This is a genomic window from Fontibacillus forbon (assembly GCF_046559655.1).
Lineage (GTDB): Bacteria > Bacillota > Bacilli > Paenibacillales > Paenibacillaceae > Fontibacillus.
Genome location: NZ_JBKGFV010000007.1, coordinates 19,043 through 38,645 on the forward strand (window position 1 = coordinate 19,043; position 19,603 = coordinate 38,645).

The following is a 19,603-nucleotide window of genomic DNA, read 5'->3' on the forward strand; positions in this document are numbered from 1 at the left end:
TGGATTGTATTCGGAAGTTGTTTTTGTTATCATGCTTTACAGATTAATGAAAGGAGCATTGCCATGTGTTGCTCTTGTTGTCCGGTTGTTGATAAGTACCCTGAATCTAATCAATAATGTTAGATAAAGGGGTTTTTTGAGTGTTTTTACAGAAGCAAATTATCCAGTCGGTTAAAACGAATTGCGAACGAGACTCCAATGTAACTTCATGCATGATGTATGGTTCCTTCACAAAAGGGGAGGGAGATCCATACTCGGATGTCGAGTTTTATATATTTATAAAGGACGACCAATTTGAAACTTTTCAATCAAGACAATGGATCGCAGAAATAGCTGCTTATGATTTGATGTTTCATAATGAGTACGGTACGGAAGTTGTTATTTTTTCCAACTTGATTCGAGGAGAGTTTCATTTTTTGCCTGAATCCCAAATCGAAGTCATAAAAACGTTTAAGCCTACCGGTGTTTTTCCCGACACGGAATCGATGTTTATTTACGACACTACGGAAATGCTGAAACCATGTCTGGATTATTTGGGCGGGAATGGACCGGAGCGAATGACTAACGAGAATGTGGATTTTGCCTTTAATAATTTTGTGAACGCTTGGTTGATGGGCATAAACGTGTTGAGAAGAGGGGAAGCGGCGCGTTCTTTGGAAGTTCTGTCCCAGGTGCAAAAGCATATTTTGCATTTATTAAGGGTCAAGGAACGGAAGGTAGAACGGTGGCTGAATTTCACTAAGAATTTAGAGAATGATCTTGGGGCAGAAGATTACAAAGAATTTGTTTTAATAACCTCTAGGTTGCAAAAAGATGAGTTAGAGCGTGCCTATGCCCATGCATTGACGATGGTGGAAAAATTAATAGCAAAATTAAAGCATGACTATGATTTTGAGGTAGACATGAAGATAATGAGTAAACTTCGCCAATATCTAAAGAAATAACAACAAAGAAGAGCCGTTCCTGCGAACGGCTCTTCTTATTTTATGCCGATTACATTTCCGGTGAGTCAAGGGGAAATACAAGTCTTCATCTCGCCTTACGCCTGCACCGCTTCATCCACCTTGCGCAGCAGGGACTGGAGCTGCGTACGCAGCGATTCGAGCTCCTCCTGCCGGAGCCCGGCGCCGGCATACAGCTTGGCCGGTACCTCGGCAGCCCGGGATTTGAGCGCGCGGCCTTCGTCGGTCAATTCAATGATGACGTTGCGTTCGTCGGCTTTGCTGCGGATACGGGTTAAGAGGCCCATCGATTCCAGCTTCTTCAGCAGTGGCGTAAGCGTGCCGGAATCGAGATACAGGCGGGCGCCGAGCTCTTTGACGCCGATGCCGTCTTTTTCCCATAATGCAAGCAGGGTAATATATTGCGTATAGGTAAGCCCAAGACCGGACAGAATCGGGCGGTACAGCTTCGTCATCTCGCGGGAACAGGCATAGAATGCGAAACATAGCTGATTCTCCAACTTGAGCAGTTCGTCTTCGGGTGTCACGGGCAAAAACTCCTTACATGAATAATTTGATCCATTATATCACGTGCAGATTTGACGTATCAAATTAAATTGTATAAAATCTAATTTAGAAAAACCAAACGGAGGAGATCACAATGTCTGTCTACGATTATGAGGTAAAGACGATTCGTGGAGAAAAGCAAAGTCTGGCCGAGTATGCGGGGAACGTGCTGCTGATCGTCAACACCGCGACGAAGTGCGGATTTGCGCCGCAGTTCAAGGGCTTGCAGCAGCTGCATGACGAGTACGGGGCGCAGGGATTCGCGGTGCTCGGATTTCCTTGCGGCCAGTTCGCGAACCAGGAGGAGGAGCATGACGAGGAGATCGCTCAAGCATGCGAGCTGAACTTCGGCGTATCGTTCCCGCTGTTTGCGAAGGTGGACGTGAAGGGGGACGAGGCGCACCCGCTGTTCAAGCATTTGAGCGATAAGGCGCGCGGCGTGCTGGGGTCGAAGTCGATCAAATGGAACTTCACGAAATTTCTGATCGACCGGGAAGGCAACGTCGTGAAGCGCTTCGGTCCAAACGAAACGCCGGACAAGATCAAAGACGATATCCGGCAATTACTCGCCGAGCCGTCGCACGTATAACGGCGTCCCAGCCCGAGTGTTAGCTGAATACGAAGGCCCGCCCTTAGGTGCGGGCTTTTTTCATTGGACTGAAAAGGTTGCTGAAAATTTATTATTAATAATTTTATTATTTTGTTATTTGAGTACATTGACAATCATGATAACAAATAATAAATTATGAATATCCTAAAGCAACAATTTCACATGGAGAGTATGATATCATATTTTTCCGTTAGCATTTAATATTTTTTGGAACCGCTTTATTTGTATAAACATGAAAATTATAGAGAAACAATGAATGCTTTCAAAAGCAAGTTTTGTGAGCGTTTATATAAGTTTGAACATCTTACGAAGTATTTTAAATGAAGAATCAAGACAGCGCTTTCAAAGAGTGAGATGAGGAGGGGATTTTATAAGGCGATAAGATAACAATGAATCCGGCAAATTCCGTCGTAAGGTGTTCAAAGAGCTAAGCAAGTTTGGATATTTTGAATTTATAATATGGGAGGTTAGTAATGAAAAAGATTGCAGCCTGCGTAATCCTGTTTGGTATGATGCTCAGTATGATGCCGTCGATGAGTGTTAAGGCAACGACTAACATAGCATTGAACAAATCCGCAACCGCAAGCTCTACCGAGGATTCGGGCAAAATTCCGGCCATGGCGTTTGACGGAAATTCGTCGACCAGGTGGTCATCCCAATATTCCGATCCGCAGTGGATCAGCGTTGATCTTGGCGAGATCAGCAATGTTAACGGCGTTATGCTGGATTGGGAGACGGCTTATGCCAAATCGTATCAAATTCAAACTTCGTTGGATAATAACCATTGGGAGACGGTATATTCCACTTCGTCGGGCAACGGAGGGATAGACAGTATTTCCTTTGAAACCAAATCCGCAAGGTATGTAAGAATGTACGGTACGCAAAGAGGTACGCAATACGGCTACTCCCTTTGGAATTTTGAAGTATATGCTGCCGGCGGAACATCGGATACGACCTCACCTTCGGCACCTGCAAACCTGGCCGTCTCCTCGGTGACGGATACAACCGTAAGCCTTACCTGGACTGCGTCCACTGACAATGCAGGGGTAACCGGTTATGACATTTACAGAGATTCGACCGTCGTAGGCTCAAGCATAATAACGACAAGCTATATCGTGGCGGGCTTGACTGCGGGTACCGCGTACAGTTTTACCGTAAAAGCCAAGGACGCCTCAGGGAATGTATCAGCTGCAAGCAACGCATTGAGCGTGACAACCCTTCCGGGAGGTACGAATCTAAATTCCGGCGCGATTTACAAGCTCACGGCCCAACATAGCGGTAAAAATCTGGAGGTAGCCGGAGAATCCTCGGCGGACGGAGCCAATGTACAGCAGGGGAACGACAACGGGAGGACCAACCAGCATTGGAAAGTCATCGAGGTTGGAGACGGATATTACAAGCTGTTGGCGCAATCCAGCGGCAAGGCCCTGGATGTCGTCGGATCATATACGAATGACGGGGCGAATGTTCAACAATGGACCGATAACGGCCAATCAAATCAACAATGGAAAATTAGCGACGTTGGCAACGGGTATTACAAGTTAATCGTAAAATCCAGCGGCAAAGCATTGGATGTAGCCGGAGGTTCCCCGGATCATGGCGCCAATGTGCACCAATGGACGGACAACGGCAATCCTCAACAAAAGTGGAAGTTTACGCAAATTACAACTACCCCGGATACCACAGCACCTAGTGCACCTTCGAATCTTTCAAGCCCCTCGAAGACCGATACGACAGTCAACCTCGCATGGGCGGAATCAACAGATAATATTGGCGTCACAGGATACGACATCTACAGGGGAACAGCGCTTGCAGGGTCCAGTATAACTCCCAACTTTACAGTTACCGGCCTAACGGCAAACACAACGTACAGCTTTACCGTTAAAGCCAAGGATGCCGCAGGCAATGAATCTGCCGCAAGCCCGGCATTAAGCATCACGACGAATTCAGCTTCAATCAACACCGGATTTTATATTAACGGTACCACGCTTTACGATGCTAACGGGAATCCCTTTGTTATGAGGGGGGTTAACCATGCACATACGTGGTATAAAGACCAGCTTTCCGTTGCCATACCTGCCATAGCCAAAACGGGAGCCAACACCGTAAGAATCGTGCTTTCCGACGGACAGCAGTGGTCCAAAGACAGCCTGTCCTCCATCCAGGACATCATCACCCTATGCGAACAAAATAAGCTGATCGTCGTACTTGAGGTCCATGATGGGACCGGCTCGGACAGCAAAGCGGTATTGGACAATATCGCGAATTACTGGATTGAAATGAAAAGCGCGCTGATCGGCAAGGAGAAAACAGTCATCTTGAATATCGCCAATGAATGGTACGGTACATGGAACGGGGAGGATTGGGCGAAGGGCTATACTTCCGTCATTCCGAAACTCCGCCAGGCCGGAATCAAAAACACGATCATGGTCGACGGAGCGGGATGGGGACAATACCCGCAATCGATTTTCGATTACGGCCAACAAGTTTTCAATTCCGACCCGCTGAAAAACACGATGTTCTCGATTCATATGTACGAATATGCCGGGGGGAATGCCGCGACGGTGAAGAGCAACATCGATAATGTATTAAATAAAAATCTGGCACTCGTCATTGGTGAATTCGGCATCAAACATACGAATGGGGATGTAGATGAAGCTACGATCATGAGCTACAGCCAGGATAAGGGAGTCGGTTATCTCGGATGGTCATGGAAAGGAAACGGACCAGGGCTCGAATATCTGGATATGTCGACCGATTGGGCGGGCACTCGCTATACCGAGCAAGGAAATGCCATTATCCAGGGTCCGAAGGGAATTAAAGCGACCTCGATCATCAGTTCGGTTTTTAACAACGGCCCGTCCGATAACCAAGCACCTACAGCACCCGCGAATCTGACGGGTACATCACCGACATATTCCACCGCTGCCCTCACCTGGACAGCATCCTCGGACAATGTGGGAGTAACCGGATATAACGTATACCAAGACGGCGTATTGGTGAATATCAGTACGACCACAAATTATACGGTGACGGGTCTAAAAGCGGATACGACTCATACTTTTACGGTAAAAGCCGTCGATGCAGCGGGTAATTTATCCGAGGCCAGCAATGCTGCAACCGTAAAAACCATGGCCAGCAATGATCAGACGGCTCCTTCGGCGCCGTCTGGCCTAACCGTTGTCCCTGCGGTTACGACGGCCAGTCTCTCCTGGACGGCGTCTACGGACAATATCGGAATAGCAGGCTACAATGTATACAAGAATGAAGTGTTTATGGGCACTAGCATCGGAACCAGCTTCATGGCATCCGGCCTGGCCGCGAACACGGCGTATACTTTTACGGTGAAGGCCTTTGACGACGCGGGGAATATTTCGGCCGCCAGCAATGCCGTTAGTGTGACCACCGGCGATCCGGGCCAAATTGGAGACATCGATCCGGGAATTATCGACGATTACGCTTCCTGGTACATCGGGATCAACGGGGATGACCGGCCGACGACGCCAACGGAAGCGAAGCTGTCTCCGCTTGCGAACGGCGGGTTAAACATGACGTTTAACCTTCAGAAAGAAAATTACCCGAGTTTTCAGCTGGATCACAGCCCGGTAGCCGATTGGAGCGCTTATACGCACATGAATCTCATTGTAACCAACCCCAATCCCGTTGAAATCCAAATGCAGCCGATCGTTAAAGACGGTGCATGGACATGGGTTGAACTGGGCCAGTATTTCAAAATCCCTGCAAAGACGACCCTGATGGCGACGATCCCTTTAACGGACCTCACCGATGATGAGGTAAACCGCATTATTTTAAGAGTGCAAGGAGGAGGAGGGAGTCTTGAGGGAAGTCTCCAGTTGCACTCCGTCAGCTTTGATTTGCCGGCAGATGCTTATGCTTCAACGATTGCCGATATGAACCGTCCCAAAACCGCAAGTTACTATCCATGGAACTTTGTGGACTCGGCTTTCACAGGGAATATATCGAGCGGATTGGATGGGGAGACGATCTTTGTGAATTATGCTTCTACGATAAGTGATGCCGTTTCGGCGGGGGTTGCCACGGAGACGAAGCCCGGCCTTGGAATAGGCGCCGACTGGTCCCAATACGCAAGCGTTTCGAGTACCTTGACGAATACCGGAACACAGCCGATTCGCGTATCGTTGGTGCTGCGAATCGGGAGCGGCTGGCTATGGGAAGAAACGGGAGGTCAGACCGCCACCGATCCTTCCGTGGAACGGATCATTGAAGCGGGCGAATCCGTTGATGTGGAGTATGCATTGAATTCGCCGATTTGGAAATCGAAAGTCACGGACTGGGTAAATAACGCGGCGATTTCGAATCCGGCCGATATCCGGGCCGTCGAATTCAAGGTTTATGCCGGTACCGGAGAAACCGTAACCGCAGGCACCCTGGACATCACCAACTTCCAAGTGAATTTCTAGAGGTTATAGCATTCCATAAAAAAGCATGTCGAGAAAATGACCGGGTCAAATTCTCGACATGCTTTTATTTCATTATTTACTGCCGTGTCATAGGCTAAGGCGTGCCGAAAAATACGGCATCCGGGCCGCCCGTAATAAACCTGCTTCCGTCCCAGATTACGGTTTGCAAATCCTCGGTGTAATTCATGAAATCGATTTGGCTCCATTTCGTTCCGTCTGCCGAGTAAATCATTTTCCCGTAGTTGCAAACTCCGATGTAGTAGGAGCCGTTCCATGCAATCTCGTTGGGATAAGGAATCTCCGGAAAAGGGAACGAATAGGCTTTCCACTTCTTTGCATCCGCCGAGAGCAGGAATCTCGTTTTGCTGCTTCCATTTTCATATATGAATCCGGAAGCCGCGAATTGTTTTCCGTTCCAATGAATCTGGTCCAAAGTTCCGACATCACTGTTGTAAGCCAGGTTCCAATCGATGAGATTGCTTGAAGTATACAGTTGGGTACCTTTCATCGTGCTGCCGAAAGAAGTTTTTTCGGATTTGGCTCCCGTAATGAGGTATGTCCCGTTTCCAAAGGCAAGGTCAAAGAAATGGATACCGGGAAAAGATTTCTGCATGGACCAAACCGCTCCGTTGTCCGATGTGGCGACGAATCCGACATTTTCATGAGCTTGCCCGTCTTTTACGGTATAGTAATTGCCAAGCATCACTAACTTGTTGTCCAGAACTTCGATATTTTCAAACGAAAGCCATTCGTATTCTGCGGGGGATAATCCTTGAATCGTTAGCGGGTTCATGGTCCAGGAATATCCATCCGGCGAAACGAAGGAGGTTTCCTTCCAACCGTGGTTCCAAATGTTTCCGACGGCAACAAATTGTGCACCGGTCCAGGTGACATGTTGAATGACGACCTCTTCATTTCCGGCCAGCTTCTGCAGGCTTTGTTGCACATTGGTCCACTGTTCGCCGTTTTCAGAGACCAGAAGCCCCTCTGAACTGGTGTACGGCGTAATAAAATATTTGCCTCCGGTAAATTGAATCCCGCTGGCGTTTACTTTCCGATACTGTGCGTTATAGTCGGAAGAGGACCAGTGCTTAAGATCGGCCGAAACCGCGATTTCATTTTTTTCATTTACCGCAAGCAGTTGTTTCCCGTCATATAATAGCCCCGTAAGGAGATGAGCATAATTTTCGTTCTTCACGCCTTGATATTGGAACTGAAATTGATCGAGTTCCTTCCAGGTTTGACCGTCGGGCGATGTAAAGGTGCGAAGGATCGAGTTGTCTTTCCGTACTAAAGATCCTTCCGCAGACAGAAAAAAGTCGTTTCCGTTCCATACCACTTCAAATCCCCAGATGATAGGAAGCCGTTCCTTCACTCGGGTCCAATTGGATCCATCCTTGGAATAGACAATAATTCCGCTACCGCCGGATGCGACGTAGGTGTTTCCGTTATAAGCGATGGATTGCAGGATATCCTCATTATTTCTCTCAACGACGTTCCAGTCCTTCCCGTTATCCGATTCGATAATGACGCCGGACTTCCAGATGGAGCCTCCAAGAATGAAATATTTATGATTCAGGTATTTGATCGTATAAAAATGCCACGGTTCATCTGCTTGTTGACCGGTGATTTTCTCATACGGGATGACCGTCCAGCGAGATCCGTCTTTTGAGGTGATCATAAGTCCGTTCGCTCCTACCGCCACATACTGCTCTCCGTCCCAAAGTATGCTGTAGAGCGCTTTGTCTCCAACATAAGAGGCTTGGCCCAGACCCGAATCGATCCGCTCCCACTTCACGCCGTCTCGTGACCGAATAATATTCCCCTCTGAACCTACCGCAATAAAAGCATCTTTACCATAGGCCACGGCATGAATGCCGGAAGTGTATTTCGCGGTCAATTGCACGCCTAACGGGTGCTTCTCCCAATGTACGCCATCAGCCGACGTTTTCACCAGTTCATCGCCGACGGCGACATACAATCCCTTTCCGTCATAGGCAGTGGCTTTGATCTGTTTTTCCGAGCCCAGCGAACTTTTCTCCCAGCGAACGGGCGGGGTTTTTCCCTGGGGAGCGGCCGCGGCATAGGAAGATGACGGCCAGGCGGATGCGGACAGGGATGCTATCAACATAATTAAAATACTTGCAACTATTCGTTTCATTTTTTCCTCCGTGCTTATGTATTCTTGAATCCATCTTGTATTATTTCTGGATTTTTGTCGAAATTCCTTGTTCGTGCGGGAGGAACCTTTGAGGATTCCGGCGATCATGGTATATTTACACCAGATTATGCGATTACAACAGTCAAGGAGGAGAACCCGGTGTACAAGAAACTGGTTTCTTATTGTTTGTCCAAAAAAGGGGCGGTTGAGGATTACCCGTTCGGGCCGGAGCCGCTCGTTATGAAGGTGGGTGGCAAAATGTTTGCGCTAATTACCGTGCCCGGGGAACAAGACGCGACGGTGAGCATTTCTTTAAAATGCGACCCGGTCATCGCGGCCAACCTGAGAGAACAGCATGAATGCGTTCAGCCCGGATATCATTTGAACAAAACGCACTGGAATACCGTGGTCGCCGACGGTAGCCTTCCGATGGACGATATGCAGGCGATGATTGATCATTCCTATGAACTGGTGCTCGGCAGTCTGACGAGAGCGGCACGAGAGGCGATTCTGCTGAAAATAGGGGGAAGCAGGTGATTCCTGCTACTCCCTACCCCCCATCTTAAGAGTGGAATTGAACTATAGTATTTCTCGGTGAAAGTCACCCGTAAGGCAATACTGCTTCGAGAGGATGCTGCGATCAATGAATCATGGGAAAATTGAGATTTATGCGTCTAAGGGGAAAACATGGCTGCTTCTCTTGATCGCATCAGGGTTTATCGCCGCTGGAATATGGATGTTCCGGCTGGCCTTGACGGAAGAGGAGAGCTGGATAATCGGAGGGATTGGCGCAATCAGCGTATTGTTCTTTGGAATCTGTTTTCTGTTCATATTGAAAAGCCTGTTTGATTCCTCGCCAGTGCTGGAAATCGATGACGGAGGATTGCTCGACCGTTCTTCCTATATAGCAGGCGGCCGGATCCTATGGACGGAAGTTGAGGCGGTCACCATCTTGAATGTAGCTAACCAACCGACGATCGGGATCCGCTTACGGAATCCTCAAGCTTTTCTGGACAGCCAGAATGGCATCAAGCGCTGGTTGATTTCGGTCAACCAGAAGCTGACAGGGGCTCCTGTCAACATTTCGCGTCCAGGCATGACGGTTCCGATTGCGGAGATTTATAAAGCTATGCTGCTGAGATGGGAACAATATCAATGAGTTAAATACTGCTTATGTAGATGCAACGCGGGATCTATTCCCGCGTTTTTATATTTCGAAAAACCTGGTTTACCCAGTCTAGAGTTCTAATCATAATGTCGATTTGTGTCGATAAAATATCATAGTTTATATATCGTGAGAAAAAAAGGGGAAATCATCATGAAGTTGTTCACCGGGAGTTGGCGTAAGTTCGACACATTGCATTTGAAATTACCCGTATTGTTGCTAGTGCTGTCCATTATTCCTTTGTATGCCGTTTCCATGTTACTCGGCCTCAGTTTTACCGATGTGGTAAAGGATAAAGTGAAGCAGCAGCAGGTTTTGACTGCCGAAGCCAATGCGGACACCCTGAATACTATGTTGCAGGGGAAGATAGGCGCTTTTGAAAATGCAGTCAAGGAGTACCAACCGGTGCTGCTCTCCGGGAATCAGGAACAGATCCTGACGCTGCTCAAAGGGATGAAAGTTTTGAATCCGGATGTAATGTCGTTTTCGTATGCAACAGCAGAAGGACAGTCATTTGACCAGGAAGGAGCGCAGCTGGATTTATCGGGATTCCCTAACTTTCAACGGATTAAGCAAGAGAAGACACTTGGCATCTCTGACTTAGTAATGGATACGACAAGCGGCGAACAAAGCATCATCATTGATATCCCCATCACGGATAACAGCGGAGAATTCCGGGGATTGATCCAGGCAATTCTGTTGCCGGGTAATATCCAGAAGGAATTGAACCATAATCTGATGAGCGAGACCAGCTATTCCTACCTGCTATCTACCTCTGGGGTATACATGTCCCACCCAACAGCGGAGAAGATTGGCAAGGATTTCAGGGACTACGCCAATGCTGCGAAGATCAAAACTTATGAGGAGCAGGTATTGGCAAAAGATTCAGGAACCGTCGACTATGTCGAGGAGGATGGCACAGCCAAGATCGCTTCTTTTGCCAAGGTGGAACTGACGGGCTGGAAGGTCATCGTCTCCGGCGATAAGCATGACCTGATGAGCGGGGCGGAGAAAAGTCAGAAGAAAGCCGATCTCTTTATCTTGATCTGTACGGTGGCGCTAGCTGTGATCGCGCTGTTGATCTCCTTCTTCATTATGAGGGTGATCATAAAGATGACGAAGTTGATGCAGAGGGTGGCCGCCGGAGATCTGACCGGAAGGTTGGAAACAGGGAAAGGCCAGGATGAGCTGCAGCAATTGAAACGGAATACGAACGGGATGCTGGATTCCTTCTCGCATATGATCGCCCGGATCACCGATTCGGTTCAGCATACAGCTGCCTCGTCCGAGGAACTGTCTGCCATTGCAGAGAACTCCGTGCAAACCTCCCAAAATACCGCCAAATCAGTAGATGGGATGATTAAGGGCGCGACGACGCAGACGGAGAGCTCCGAACAATCGGCTGTCGCGATCGAGGAAATGGCGATCGGCATTCAGCGAATCGCCGAATCGGCAGGAGCGGTGAATCAACGGGTACAGGATATGTACAGTGAAGTTGCCATCGGCGAGCAAGTGGTGGATGAGGCGGTTATGGTCGTCAGCAACGTGAAAGAAAGCGTGAGCAAATCGGTTGTCATGATGCAGGCATTGGAGACCAAATCGCAAGAAATCAACGAAATCGTCGGCTATATTTCCGCCATTGCCGCACAAACGAACATATTGTCGTTGAATGCAGCGATTGAGGCTGCGCGGGCAGGCGAGCATGGGCGAGGATTCGCCGTAGTCGCCGGGGAGGTGAAGAAGCTGGCCGAGCAGACGACCGTGGCAGCAAGTAATGTTACCGCCATTCTATTTGATCTTCAAGGCGCGGCCTCAGACAGCGGAAAGGCCGTTGTGGAAGGTATTGCGGACGTCGAAAGAAGCGTAGTACAAATTGTTAAGGTAAAAGACGTATTCGACAAGGTTCAGGAGGCGGTGCAAGGCGTCACTTCCCAGATTGAAGAAGTGTCTGCGGCGACCGAGGAGCTCTCGGCCAGTGCCGAGCAGGTCTCGGCTTCCATGGATGAGATGGTCGCTATTTCACGGGAGTCGCTGACAGAGCTGAAGGGAATCGGCGATGGGGCAGAGGAGCAGCACCAAGCGATGGAAGAGATTTCATCCTCCTCCCGTTCGTTAAGCCGAATGGCTGCGGAATTACAGGAAATGATCACGAAATTCAAGATATAAACGCTGATCCATCAAAAGAAGCCGGAGCGCCCGCAATATTGCGGCGCTCCGGCTTTGTTCATTCGGCAGGCTCCGTCAGCTCGGACGCAGCGTAAAGTTAAAACGGTAAGGACGATTGGCAGGCAGCGTATAGGCTTCATGCGTCGGTGCTCCCCAGCTGTCGTCGCCACCTACGCCCATCTGTTTGTAGTTCACCCGCACCACGGTTTTATGGCTTGCGGGCAGCTTGTAAACATGGTCGTGGGCTTCGAGTTCCTCCGGTGTCCAAGGGAGTGCATTCCACTCGAACGGTGCCCTCGCTTCGAAACGAAGGCCGGGTCCTTCCGTCCCCTGAGAGACTTGAGCAAAACGGACATCGCATTTATTGCCGCATTCTTGCGGTCTCAGATAAGGGACGTATTGGTCTCCGACGGCACCCGCGTAGAGTCCAAGCCGGGCGCCCGTTTTGCGGTCGGCATAGCTGTCATGCGGCCCCCGGCCGTACCAGCTGGCCGTGTCCAAATCTTCGTTCAGCTCGAGCAAAAGTCCGAACTCCGGAAGTTCGGGTAAGCCTGCGCCCGGAACGAGAGTTTGCTCGATATCGATCGAAGCATCCGGATGAATCCGGTAGGCGAGGGATAGCGTACATGAAGGCTGATCCTCCCACATGTAATCGGCTGTAACAACGCAATCCGTACCTTCCATGCGATAGTCAAACCGGATTAACCGGCGGGTGACGTGGGCCGTTCTCCAGAAAGCGCACCGCTCGGGCAGCTTGTTGCCGCGGTCGTTGTCGGTGACGGCTCTCCAGAAATTCGGCCTTGCCGGGGCCAGCAGATGTTCCTTACCGGCACTGGAATAAGAGGCAAGATCTCCGGTGGTCCGGTTAAAGCGTACCGAAACCTCCCGGCAGGTAATGAGCAGTTCCTCCGCCGTTTCCTTCGCTTGAATCGCAGCCTCTTGGGAATCCGCGCGCAGAGGAAGTAGGCGAGGCGACAAAATAAATTGTTCCCAGGCAACTTCGTGGCCGGATTCAGCCCACTTCTGATTCCGCTTCGTTTTGAAGGATACCGTAAGCACGGATTCCTTGGCAAAGTTAGCCGGGGCGTCAAATGGGATCATGATTTCGGCCGACTCTCCCGGCGGAACCGAAATCTCCAGGACGCCGCTTTGCACGGCCACGCCGTCTTGCGCAACTTCCCAATTCAATGGATATTGACTTAAATCCGTGAACAGGAAATGGTTGGTGATTCTAAGGAGCCGGTTCTGCAAATCGGCGGCTTCCATTTTCACGTCCTGGTAGCATTTTTTCACTTCCAGCAGTTTCGGCGTAACACTCCGGTCGGCGAAGACCAGTCCGTTGCCGCAGAAAGTCCCGTCATGCGGCGACTCTCCGAAATCTCCCCCATAAGCCAGATATTCGATGCCGCCCGGCGTCGTCGTCCGGATCGCTTGATCGACCCAATCCCAGATGAATGCCCCTTGGAGGATTTCATACCGGTGAAACAGCTCCCAATACAGATGGAGTCCGCCGCAGGAATTGCCCATCGCATGGCTGTACTCGCAAAGGATGTACGGCTTCTGCGGATCGTTCTGCGCGTAATGTTCAACATCCGCCGGCTTCACGTACATAGTGGATTCTATGTCGCTCGCGGCTTCCGACTTTCTGTAATGGAAGATGCCTTCATAATGGACGAGCCGGGTGGGATCGGCTTGTTTCAGGAAATCGTGCATGGCGATAAAGTTATTGCCGCCGAACGCCTCATTTCCGAGCGACCAAATGATAATGGACGGATGGTTTTTGTCCCGCTGGAGCATGGAGTTGCAGCGGTCGAGGACGTTTTCGCGCCATTCGGGCCGGCTGCCCGGCACATTGAATTCGTTCAACTCCTTTTGCCCGTATTGCCAAGTGCCGTGCGTCTCCAAATTGGTTTCATCGATCACATACAGGCCGTATTCGTTACAAAGCTCATACCAAAGAGGTTGATTGGGATAATGGGAGGTCCGGACGGCGTTGACGTTATGCGCCTTCATCAGCTCGATATCCCGAATCATATCCGCTCTGCCGATGGCGCGGCCTGTATCGGGCGAAAATTCGTGCCGGTTCACGCCCTTGAACAGGATTCGCTTGCCGTTGATTTTCATCAGGCCGTCCTTCAACTCGAATTTCCGGAACCCGGTTTTGCAACTGACGGCTTCGAATACTCGGCCGCTCTTGTCCTTTAGAGACAGGAGCAGCGTGTACAGATGGGGCGTTTCCGCGCTCCATTTCAGCGGATTGCGAATCGTAGCCGAGAGTTGTTCCGTACGGGATTCTCCGCTCTGGATGGACAAGTCGAAGGACAGCGGATTTGTCAAAACGGCTTGTTCGCTTGCATCAAACAGCTGGGCCTCAACCGTGTATTCTCCCGATTCGACACCACCTACGTCGTCTATTCTAACGTCCACTAGCAGTTCCGCATCCCGATAATCGGCATCCAGTTCGCTGCGGACGAAGAAATCGAATATATGAACCGGGGAGGGCGAGTACAGATAGACGTCCCGGAATATGCCGCTAAGCCGCCAGAAGTCCTGGTCTTCCAGCCAGCTCGCATCGCACCAGCGGTACACTTCAACAGCCAGCTTGTTCTCCCCCTCCATCAAATAGGGGGTAATGTCGAATTCGGCCGGCGTAAACGTGTCTTCGCTGTACCCGACCAGCTCTCCGTTGACCCACACATAAAAGGCGGACTCCACGCCTTGAAAGCTGAGCACGACCGGCCGGCCGGCCCAAGCTTCGGGAACGGTAAACGTCCGGAGATAAGAACCGACAGGATTGTAGACCGTAGGCGCAAACGGCGGCTTCAGTTCAGGCTCCGATTCCGACCAGGGATAACGAACGTTCGTATATTGGGGAACATCGTACCCCTGCAGTTGCCAGTGGGAAGGAACGGGCATATCTCCCCAGCCGCTGGAATCATAGTCGTTTTCATAGAAGGACGCGATCCGCTGATCCGGCGTTTCCGCGAAGGCAAACTTCCAAACTCCGTTCAAGGAATGGTAGAAAGGGGACGAAGCAGGATCGCCGGCAAGAGCTTCCGATATGGATGGAAAGGGCATCATCGAAGCATGGGCCGGGAGGCGGCCAAGCTGGAAAATGTCCGGATTGTTGTTCCATTCGGGATACCCGTTAGAGGGAGGCGTATAAACCAGTTTTTTGCGCATAGTTAAAACACCTTTCTTATTCGATGATATAATATTGTCATTATACGATTGGGCGATGCTATATAAAATAAAGAATATTAGCATGCTATATCAAAATATGAAACTAAGGAGGGGTTACGGGTGAAGGATGCATTCCTATTTTCCCAGACGGAGGAGGCTACCGGCCTGCCGGTCTTTATGACGACGGTCGGGTATTGGCAGCATCAATCGGACACCATCCGGCCCTCGGGATTTCCCGATTATCAACTGCACCAGGTTCTCGGCGGCCAGGGCAGACTGGTACTGGGGGAAGAAGAATACCTGGTGGGCCCCGGCGACATATTCTTCCTGTTTCCGGGCATCCCCCATCACTACACGCCCGTAAGCGCTCAATGGGAAATTGCCTGGGTGTCGTTTCACGGGAGGGAGGCAAGCCAATTGCTTTCCTACGCGGGGATCGAAAGGTCCGGGGTAGTCAAGCTGCGTTCAGAGGCTCTCATGAAGGGGCTGGAGCAGATGCTTTCGATGGAAGGGAAGGATGCGGCGGATTTCGAAGTTGAATGCTCAAAGCAACTCTACTCCCTGCTCCTGGATCTAAAGAAACTCCTCATCGAGCCGACGGGCCGAAATGAGGAGTTGGAACGGATGAAGCCGGTGCTCCGGTATATCGCTCAGCATTTGCATCGGCCTTTGCCGCTTGCCGAGCTGGCCGAAGTCGCCTCGGTTTCGCCTCAATATTTATGCAGGCTGTTTCAGAAAACAATGAAGATGAGGCCGCTCTATTATGTGAATCAGGAGCGGGTCAGCCAAAGTAAAAAGCTGATGTTCAGCGAACGGAACAAAAAGATCTACGAGATTGCCCACCAGGTCGGTTATGAGAATTCCAGTTATTTTTGCGCGGTGTTTAAGCGGCATACCGGCATGAGTCCGGAGGACTTCAAGAAGCTGCACGGGCTGAATCCGTGAACATGCGTCAAGGCCCCGAACACCCCCTAAACCGCAATTATGATCGCGGCGAAGCGGTTTCCGTATAAAACAGCTCCAGCGACAGATGATCGTTGTAGTTTCCAAATCCTTTTCCAAACAGCGTTAATCCCCCAATATGCAGGGCGTCGTCTTCGACGGATAACCGGAAAGTCCATTCCTTGCGCTTCAAGTCAATGTCTTGCAATTTTATGTCCGACAGTTTGAGCCCGTCCATAAAAGTGCCTTCGTCCGTAATGCGTAATCGTTTCAAGAGCCCGTACTGGTTCGTGTAAGGAGACCACCAGTCCGGCGTGAATTTGCCCTGCCGGTCGCCGTAGTCTCCCGGACTGGTCCAGGTACCGACAAAGATGCCGTTGAAGGTAAACGTGATGTCGGACGGGTAGTTATTATTGACGGCCGGGGCTTCCGAAGCAATTTCCATAGTTAATACCAGCTCCGTCGGCTGCTCGCTGGACAGAAGATAGTTCGGGGCCTTGTATTCAATGAATCCTTTCCCGAACCACAGAACGGCGGCGTCGATGCGCTCCGGGTCCCAGAAATAACGCGGGTCGTCGAAGCTGCCGATGATCTTGTCCGTGGTAGCCAGGCCGCAGGTCGGTTCGATGTGGAAATCGGAATAGTGTCCGACCGGGATTTCGACCCGGTGGCTCTTACGCCCGGAGGGTTCGTCCGTCAGAAATTGAATTTCCGCGCCGGTTACGGCGAGAGAGCAGATCTTTTGCAAGCCGCTTTTTCCCGGCATCATCCGCGTTGCAATCAAACCGGCCTCTGAAAGCTTGCGGACATGCATCGTCATGATCGCGCTGGATAATCCGGTCGCGCTTGCCAGATCTTTAATATTCATGGGGCGACCGGCCAGCAGACGGAGGACGTGCAGGCGCACGGGACTAGCCAACGCTTCGTATACGGGAAGAGATGTTTCCGTAAGATCAAGGTTCATTAAGCTTCCACCTTATTGTCAATTTAATTAATAATTATATTAACTATGTTTGAGTCCTTTGGCAAGCGGATATGTGATTTAAGGGTTTAATACGAAAAATAAATTGACTATTACTCTAATTATTGCCTATAATGTTTGTAAATATATGAATTGATTAATAAATATATTAACTAAGGAGTGAACCGATAATGACATTACTTGGTGTGCTGAATGCCGATCGCGAACAAGGGACAATCAACCGAAACATTTACGGACATTTTTCAGAGCATTTGGGAAGATGCATTTACGAAGGCATTTGGGTTGGCGAGGATTCACCGATTCCTAATACGAACGGAATTCGAAACGATGTCGTGGAAGCGCTTAAGCAAATCAAAATCCCGGTTCTTCGCTGGCCGGGCGGATGCTTCGCGGACGAATATCACTGGAAGGACGGCATCGGGCCGAAAGAAGGACGCAAGCGGATGATTAACACCCATTGGGGCGGCGTGGTCGAGAATAATCATTTCGGGACCCACGAATTCATGGAGCTGTGCGCCCAATTGGAGTGCGAGCCTTACATCAACGGTAACGTAGGCAGCGGTACGGTACAGGAAATGTCCGAGTGGGTTGAGTACTTAACGTTCGGCGGGGTGTCCCCGATGTCGGATCTTCGCGGCCAAAACGGAAATCAGGAACCTTGGAAAGTGACCTATTTTGGCGTGGGGAACGAAAACTGGGGCTGCGGCGGCAACATGCGTCCTGAATATTACGCGGATTTGTATCGCCAATATCAAACCTATGTCCGGAATTACGACGGCAATAAAATTCACCGGATCGCCTGCGGTCCGAATTCGGATGATTTCAACTGGATGGAAGTGCTGATGCGCGAAGCCGGACGGTTTATGGATTCCATTACGCTCCATTACTATACCCTTCCTACCGGCAACTGGGCCGATAAAGGGGAAGCGACGGGATTTGACGAAGCGGCCTGGTTTGCGACACTGAAAAAGGCGTTATACATGGACGAGTTGATCACTCGCCACAGTACGATCATGGATAAATATGATCCGGAAGGCCGGGTCGGACTCATTGTGGATGAATGGGGAACTTGGTACAACGTTGAGCCGGGAACGAATCCGGGCTTCCTGTATCAGCAAAACTCGATCCGCGATGCGTTGGTGGCGGGATTGACGTTCCACATTTTCCATAAGCACAGCAGCCGGGTTCGGATGGCGAACATCGCTCAAACCGTTAACGTTCTTCAGGCCGTCATTTTGACGGAGGGAGAAAAGATGATTCTGACGCCGACCTATCATGTGTTTGATATGTATAAGGTCCATCAGGATGCCGAATTGTTGGATCTCTCTATTGAAAGCGGCGGCTACAAGTTAGGCGACGAGGAGATTCCGTCGGTGACGGCTACGGCATCTCGCGATGCGGAAGGGGCTATCCATATTAGCTTCTGTAACCTGCAGCCTGACTCGGCAAGTCAGGTGAAGCTGGACCTCCGTGGTTTGGCTACAGGCGGACTGAGCATTACGGGGAGCACGCTTTCTGGCGACAAAATTGACGCCCACAACAAGTTCGAGCAGCCGGAAGCCGTCGCGCCGAGAGTGTTCACCGACTTCTTGCTGGAAGAAGGTACCCTGTCCGTGACTTTGCCGGCTATGTCGGTGACAACGCTGGAGCTGGCGGTAAAAGCTTAAGGCTCGCCATGACGGACACATCCTGCAAAGCTTGCCGCGACGATTACAAGGTCACTGAAGCCCAGATGGAACGATTGCTTAAAACCACGATGTTCGCTCCGGAGCGCCGGGTTAGCGAAGCCCAGTATCAGGACCGGCTGGAACTCTGCCGTTCCTGTCCGAAGCTGACCGACGGGGTCACCTGCGCGGCCTGCGGCTGTATCATCCCGGTCATCGCCTGGCTGAAGGAGCGGTCTTGCCCGCTGCCGGGCGGCGGTTTGTGGAGTGCGGCAGGCGCCATCGAATGACGCGGAATGAAATAAAAGGTATCGCCCGATTTTATTCAGGCGATACCTTTATTTTTTTCATATACAATTAAGCCCCGGCTTTGGATTTGCCGATATGTTCTGCAATCAACTTGTCGCATTTGCTGATATGGGTGATGAGCCAGTCGGTTAATGTCCGATTCAGTTTAATCGTTGTTAACACAGAGGCACCCTGCGTCTTAACGCTTTCTTCGAGTTCCAGCACGGTTCTGACAAACTCCGCATGTTCCTTCCGATGGTCGGCGAGCTCAGGGAAGTGAATATCCTCCATCAATTCTTCCTCACTGCCAAAATGTTCGATGGTGTACTCTTTTAGAAACTTCAGCGTTTCTTCAATTCTCTGAAGTCCTTGCCGATTGGAGCATGCGTCAAAAAATTCATTCAGTTTTACAAGCAACTGCCGGTGCTGGCAATCGATTTTTTCGACTCCGATGTCGTAGCTTTCTTTCCATGGAATCATGAACATCACCAC

14 protein-coding genes are annotated in these 19,603 nt (G+C 50.3%); 9 read left to right on the top strand and 5 right to left on the bottom strand.

Going from position 1 to position 19,603, the window contains the following annotated elements; genetic code table 11:
* The first annotated feature begins 140 nt into the window (after positions 1 to 140).
* Positions 141 to 944, top strand: coding sequence for a nucleotidyltransferase (locus ACLB09_RS22855; RefSeq protein ID WP_410772137.1), 804 nt, complete (start codon positions 141 to 143; stop codon positions 942 to 944).
* Positions 945 to 1,039: 95 nt separating this feature from the next.
* Here ACLB09_RS22855 and ACLB09_RS22860 read toward each other — a convergent pair whose 3' ends face one another.
* A complete protein-coding gene (locus ACLB09_RS22860; RefSeq protein WP_410772138.1) occupies positions 1,040 to 1,489 on the bottom strand; it encodes a MarR family winged helix-turn-helix transcriptional regulator in 450 nt (149 codons plus the stop codon).
* Between the two features lie 113 nt (positions 1,490 to 1,602).
* On the opposite strand from ACLB09_RS22860, the gene ACLB09_RS22865 reads away from it, so the two are divergent.
* On the top strand, positions 1,603 to 2,097 hold the full coding sequence (locus ACLB09_RS22865) for a glutathione peroxidase (protein WP_410772139.1): 495 nt from the start codon (positions 1,603 to 1,605) through the stop codon (positions 2,095 to 2,097).
* A 494-nt stretch (positions 2,098 to 2,591) separates the two neighbouring features.
* Positions 2,592 to 6,560 carry a fibronectin type III domain-containing protein gene (locus ACLB09_RS22870; protein ID WP_410772140.1) on the top strand — a complete coding sequence of 1,323 codons (3,969 nt, stop codon included), beginning with the start codon at positions 2,592 to 2,594 and terminating at the stop codon, positions 6,558 to 6,560.
* A 94-nt stretch (positions 6,561 to 6,654) separates the two neighbouring features.
* Here the strand turns inward: ACLB09_RS22870 and ACLB09_RS22875 are convergent, their stop codons facing one another.
* Positions 6,655 to 8,721, bottom strand: a complete 2,067-nt coding sequence (locus tag ACLB09_RS22875) for a WD40/YVTN/BNR-like repeat-containing protein (protein WP_410772141.1) — start codon at positions 8,719 to 8,721, stop codon at positions 6,655 to 6,657.
* A gap of 159 nt (positions 8,722 to 8,880) precedes the next feature.
* On the opposite strand from ACLB09_RS22875, the gene ACLB09_RS22880 reads away from it, so the two are divergent.
* From ACLB09_RS22880 to ACLB09_RS22890, 3 genes are all read left to right on the top strand, one after another.
* On the top strand, positions 8,881 to 9,258 hold the full coding sequence (locus ACLB09_RS22880; protein ID WP_410772142.1) for an MmcQ/YjbR family DNA-binding protein: 378 nt from the start codon (positions 8,881 to 8,883) through the stop codon (positions 9,256 to 9,258).
* 106 nt (positions 9,259 to 9,364) lie between these two features.
* Positions 9,365 to 9,880, top strand: a complete 516-nt coding sequence (locus ACLB09_RS22885; protein WP_410772143.1) for an STM3941 family protein — start codon at positions 9,365 to 9,367, stop codon at positions 9,878 to 9,880.
* Positions 9,881 to 10,039: 159 nt separating this feature from the next.
* Positions 10,040 to 12,052, top strand: a complete 2,013-nt coding sequence (locus ACLB09_RS22890; protein ID WP_410772144.1) for a methyl-accepting chemotaxis protein — start codon at positions 10,040 to 10,042, stop codon at positions 12,050 to 12,052.
* Between the two features lie 75 nt (positions 12,053 to 12,127).
* Here the strand turns inward: ACLB09_RS22890 and lacZ are convergent, their stop codons facing one another.
* Entirely contained in the window at positions 12,128 to 15,235 is a 3,108-nt protein-coding gene (lacZ, locus tag ACLB09_RS22895) for a beta-galactosidase, LacZ type (RefSeq protein WP_410772145.1), read from the bottom strand.
* A gap of 120 nt (positions 15,236 to 15,355) precedes the next feature.
* On the opposite strand from lacZ, the gene ACLB09_RS22900 reads away from it, so the two are divergent.
* Complete coding sequence (locus ACLB09_RS22900; protein WP_410772146.1) at positions 15,356 to 16,180, top strand: AraC family ligand binding domain-containing protein; 825 nt, start codon at positions 15,356 to 15,358, stop codon at positions 16,178 to 16,180.
* 37 nt (positions 16,181 to 16,217) lie between these two features.
* Here ACLB09_RS22900 and ACLB09_RS22905 read toward each other — a convergent pair whose 3' ends face one another.
* Entirely contained in the window at positions 16,218 to 17,141 is a 924-nt protein-coding gene (locus ACLB09_RS22905) for an ArsR/SmtB family transcription factor (RefSeq protein WP_410772147.1), read from the bottom strand.
* 188 nt (positions 17,142 to 17,329) lie between these two features.
* Between ACLB09_RS22905 and ACLB09_RS22910 the strand changes: the two genes are divergently transcribed.
* Together ACLB09_RS22910 and ACLB09_RS22915 are read left to right on the top strand one after the other, a co-directional pair.
* Positions 17,330 to 18,826, top strand: a complete 1,497-nt coding sequence (locus ACLB09_RS22910; protein WP_410772148.1) for an alpha-N-arabinofuranosidase — start codon at positions 17,330 to 17,332, stop codon at positions 18,824 to 18,826.
* Positions 18,827 to 18,834: 8 nt separating this feature from the next.
* Positions 18,835 to 19,113 (top strand): DUF6171 family protein, encoded by a 279-nt coding sequence (locus tag ACLB09_RS22915; RefSeq protein ID WP_410772149.1) that lies wholly within the window; start codon positions 18,835 to 18,837, stop codon positions 19,111 to 19,113.
* Positions 19,114 to 19,180: 67 nt separating this feature from the next.
* Here ACLB09_RS22915 and ACLB09_RS22920 read toward each other — a convergent pair whose 3' ends face one another.
* Complete coding sequence (locus ACLB09_RS22920) at positions 19,181 to 19,591, bottom strand: bacteriohemerythrin (RefSeq protein ID WP_410772150.1); 411 nt, start codon at positions 19,589 to 19,591, stop codon at positions 19,181 to 19,183.
* Positions 19,592 to 19,603: the final 12 nt, after the last annotated feature.

Excerpts from the sequence above, each read along its gene's own strand:
- ACLB09_RS22865 (WP_410772139.1), top strand. The coding sequence starts at position 1,603 with ATGTCTGTCTACGATTATGAGGTAAAGACGATTCGTGGAGAAAAGCAA.
- ACLB09_RS22870 (WP_410772140.1), top strand. The coding sequence starts at position 2,592 with ATGAAAAAGATTGCAGCCTGCGTAATCCTGTTTGGTATGATGCTCAGT.
- ACLB09_RS22875 (WP_410772141.1), bottom strand. The coding sequence starts at position 8,721 with ATGAAACGAATAGTTGCAAGTATTTTAATTATGTTGATAGCATCCCTG.
- ACLB09_RS22885 (WP_410772143.1), top strand. The coding sequence starts at position 9,365 with ATGAATCATGGGAAAATTGAGATTTATGCGTCTAAGGGGAAAACATGG.
- ACLB09_RS22890 (WP_410772144.1), top strand. The coding sequence starts at position 10,040 with ATGAAGTTGTTCACCGGGAGTTGGCGTAAGTTCGACACATTGCATTTG.
- lacZ (WP_410772145.1), bottom strand. The coding sequence starts at position 15,235 with ATGCGCAAAAAACTGGTTTATACGCCTCCCTCTAACGGGTATCCCGAA.
- ACLB09_RS22905 (WP_410772147.1), bottom strand. The coding sequence starts at position 17,141 with ATGAACCTTGATCTTACGGAAACATCTCTTCCCGTATACGAAGCGTTG.
- ACLB09_RS22910 (WP_410772148.1), top strand. The coding sequence starts at position 17,330 with ATGACATTACTTGGTGTGCTGAATGCCGATCGCGAACAAGGGACAATC.
- ACLB09_RS22915 (WP_410772149.1), top strand. The coding sequence starts at position 18,835 with ATGACGGACACATCCTGCAAAGCTTGCCGCGACGATTACAAGGTCACT.
- ACLB09_RS22920 (WP_410772150.1), bottom strand. The coding sequence starts at position 19,591 with ATGATTCCATGGAAAGAAAGCTACGACATCGGAGTCGAAAAAATCGAT.